This is a genomic window from Streptomyces sp. 8K308 (assembly GCF_004348315.1).
In the GTDB taxonomy this organism is placed as follows: Bacteria; Actinomycetota; Actinomycetes; order Streptomycetales; family Streptomycetaceae; genus Streptomyces.
In genome coordinates, this window is record NZ_SMKC01000522.1 from 1 (window position 1) to 3316 (window position 3316).

Consider the following 3316-nt stretch of genomic DNA (forward strand, 5'->3'; position numbering starts at 1 on the left):
GTGAGCCAACAGGGCGGGGCCAGGGGCTGGCTGCTCGGCCTGCGCCGGGGAGTCCGGGCATGACGGAATTGCCCGGCCGACTGTCAGCGCCGTATGCGATCCTGCCCACCATGCACATCAGAACCGTCAGCCCCGTCTTCGTCGGCCGCGCCACCGAGCGGGCCACCCTGGCCGAGGCCCTCGCCTCGGCCACGGCCGGGGTGCCCCAGGCGGTCCTGATCGGCGGCGAGGCGGGCGTCGGCAAGAGCCGACTGCTGGCGGAGTTCCTGGCCGAGGCCAGGGCGGCGGGGGCCGTCACCGCCGAGGGCGCCTGCGTCGAGGTCGGCGTGGAGGGCCTGCCGTTCGCCCCCGTCTCCACCGTGCTGCGCGGGCTCAACCGCCAGCTCGGCGAGGAGCTTGCCGAGGCCACCGCCGGATTCGGCGGCGCGCTCGGCCGGTTGCTCCCCGAGCTCGGCGAGCCAACGGCGGCGGCCAGGGCCGGACGCGACGAGGACGAGCGCGCCCGGCTCTTCGAGTTCACCGCCCGGCTGCTCGAATCCCTCGCCACCGACCGCACCCTGGTGCTGGTCATCGAGGACCTGCACTGGTCCGACCGCTCCACCCGCGGCCTCCTCGGCTACCTCTTCCGCTCGCTCCAGCGCTGCCGGGTGCTGCTCCTCGCCACCTACCGCTCCGACGACATCCACCGCCGCCACCCGCTGCGGCCCTTCCTGGCCGAGCTGGACCGGCAGCGCACCGTCCTGCGCGTCGAACTCGCCCGCTTCACCCGCGAGGAGGTCCGTGGCCAGCTCGTCGGCATCCGCGGCAGCGCGCCGTCCGCGCGCGAGCTCGACCAGGTCTACCAGCGCTCCGACGGGAACGCGTTCTTCGTCGAGGAGCTGGCCACCGCGAGCGACTGCGGCGGGCCCGGCATCCTCAGCGACTCCGTGCGCGACCTGCTGCTGGTTCGGGTCGAGGCCCTGCCGGAGTCGGCGCAGCGCGTGGTCCGCACGCTCGCCGAGGGCGGCTCCAAGGTGGAGCACTCGCTGCTGCGCGCGGTCACCGGGCTCGGCGAGGACGAGCTGATCGAGGCGCTGCGCGCCGCGGTCGGCGCCAGCATCCTGCGCGCCGACGTGGACGACACCTACGGCTTCCGGCACGCCCTGGTCCGCGAGGCCGTGGACGACGACCTGCTGCCCGGCGAGCGGTCCCGCCTCAGCCGCAGATACGCGGAGGCCCTGGAGGCCGACCCTGAGCTGGTGCGGGCCGACGAGCGGCCGGCCAGGCTCGCCAGCTACTGGTACCACGCGCGGGACGCGGCCAGGGCGCTGCCCGCCGCGCTGAGCGCCGCCGCCGCGGCCCGCTGCCGCCACGCCTACGCCGAGCAGTTGCACCTGCTCGAGCGGGCGCTCGAGGTCTGGGACGACGCGCCGCCCGAGGTCCGCAAGCGGCTGCCGCTCGCCGAGGGCGTCGAGTCCTACCCGCTGTGCGACTGCGACGACGAGGAGCTGAGCTTCCTCGACCTGCTGGCCGAGATGGCCGTCACGGCCCGCCGCGCAGGCGATCCCGAGCGCGGCCTGTCCGTCGTCAATCGAGCTCTGCGGCACATGGATGAACGTGGCCACCCGCTGCGCGCCGCCTGGTTCTGGACTCAGAAGTCCAGACTGGTCCGTCACATGGCCAGGAACGACGGTTGGGCGGAGCTGGCCATGGCGCAGGAGCTGCTCTCCGGCTTTCCGCCCTCGCCGGTGCATGCCCACGTGATGACGGAGGCCGCCGGCTGGCTCGTTGTTTTCGACCCGCGCCCCGAGGGCGTCGCGGTTGCCGACCGTGCCGTTGAGCTCTCCCGGCAGGTGGGTGACGAGGAGTCGGAGATGAACGCGTTGATCAGCCGGGGCGGCTTGTTGGTCGAGGGGGGTGACGGCGAGGCCGCTGTCACCGTGATGCGTGACGCGGCCCGGCGGGTGGTGGCGGCCGAGCTGGTCAGCGTTTTCGCCCGCAGCCATATCAACATGGAGTCGCTACTCGAGTCGATGGGCCGATCCGAGGAGGCGATCCAGGTCGCCGATGAGGCGCTGCCGCTGGCCTACCGCTACGGGCTGCGGGACACCGAGTCCTGGCTCCACGGGAACCGCGCCGACTCGCTGTTCTCGCTCGGCCGGTGGGCCGAGTGCGAGATCGCCGTCCTCGACTCGCGGCGCACCGCGCAGACGCCGGTCTCGCACGCCCTGGCGGCCAAGCGGTTGGCCCTGCTCGCCGTGGCCAGGGGTGACCTGGCCACGGCCGAGACCGAGCTGGCCCGGATGACCGAGCACTACAACACGTTCGACGTCTCGGCCCCGCAGTACGCCCACCCGGCCGCCCAGGCGCGCATCGGCTTCGCCGCCCAGCAGGGCCGGATCCTGGACGCCCGCCGGCTGCTCGCCGAGACCCTGGCCGTCGACCTCGCCCCGGGCGTCGGCCGCTACACCTGGCCAATGCTGGACGCCGCCGCGGTCGCCGAGTCCGAGGCCCGCGGCGTGCCGGCGGCGGAGCCCGGCCAGCCGGCGGCGATCTCCAGGGTCCGGGAGGGCGCGGCCTCGTTGCCCCAGTCCTACCCGGTGTGGCGCGCCTACGGGCTGCTGGTCGAGGCGGAGCTGCGGCGGGCCGAGGGCACGGCCTGCCCGGCCGACTGGGCGGCGGCCGCCGCCGCCTTCGACGGGCTGACCCGCCCCCGGGAGCGGGCGCGGATCGCGCTGCGCTGGGCCGAGACGCTGCTCGCCGAGGGCGAGCGCGAGCGGGCCGCCGAGCGGCTGGCCGAGGCGCACGCCACCGCGGAGCGGCTCGGCGCCGGGCCGCTGCTTGCCGAGGCCGCGCGCCTCGCCCAGCGCGGCCGGCTCACGCTGACCTCGGAAGACGAGCTCGACCAGCCGGACTCCTTCGGCCTGACCCGTCGTGAGCTTGACGTACTCACGCTGGTGGCCGCCGGCCGCACCAACCGGCAGATAGCCGAGGAGCTGTTCATCTCGCCGAAGACGGCGAGCGTGCACGTCTCCAACATCCTGGCCAAGCTGGAAGTCACCGGCCGCGGCCAGGCCGCCGCCCTGGCCCACCGCCTCGGCCTGGTCGGCACCTGACCCCCCGCTACGCGCTCGCTGCGCGCTTGGCGTAGGCCACGGCGCGTGCGTGCGGCCCGCAGGGGCCGGCTCGGCGGCTTCGCCGCCACGAGCCGGCCCCTGCGGCCGTGCTGGCCTGCGGCCGTGCTGGCCTGCGGCCGTGCTGGCCTGCGGCCGTGCTGGCCTGCGGCCGTGCTGGCCTGCGGCCGTGCTGGCCTGCGGCCGTGCTGGCCTGCGGCCGT

At 75.2% G+C, this 3316-nt stretch carries 1 protein-coding gene; it reads left to right on the forward strand.

The features are described 5' to 3' along the window. Window positions 1–110: 110 nt before the first annotated feature. Complete coding sequence (locus tag E1265_RS35105) at window positions 111–3095, forward strand: helix-turn-helix transcriptional regulator (RefSeq protein ID WP_132935003.1); 2985 nt, start codon at window positions 111–113, stop codon at window positions 3093–3095. The last annotated feature ends 221 nt before the right edge of the window (window positions 3096–3316 follow it).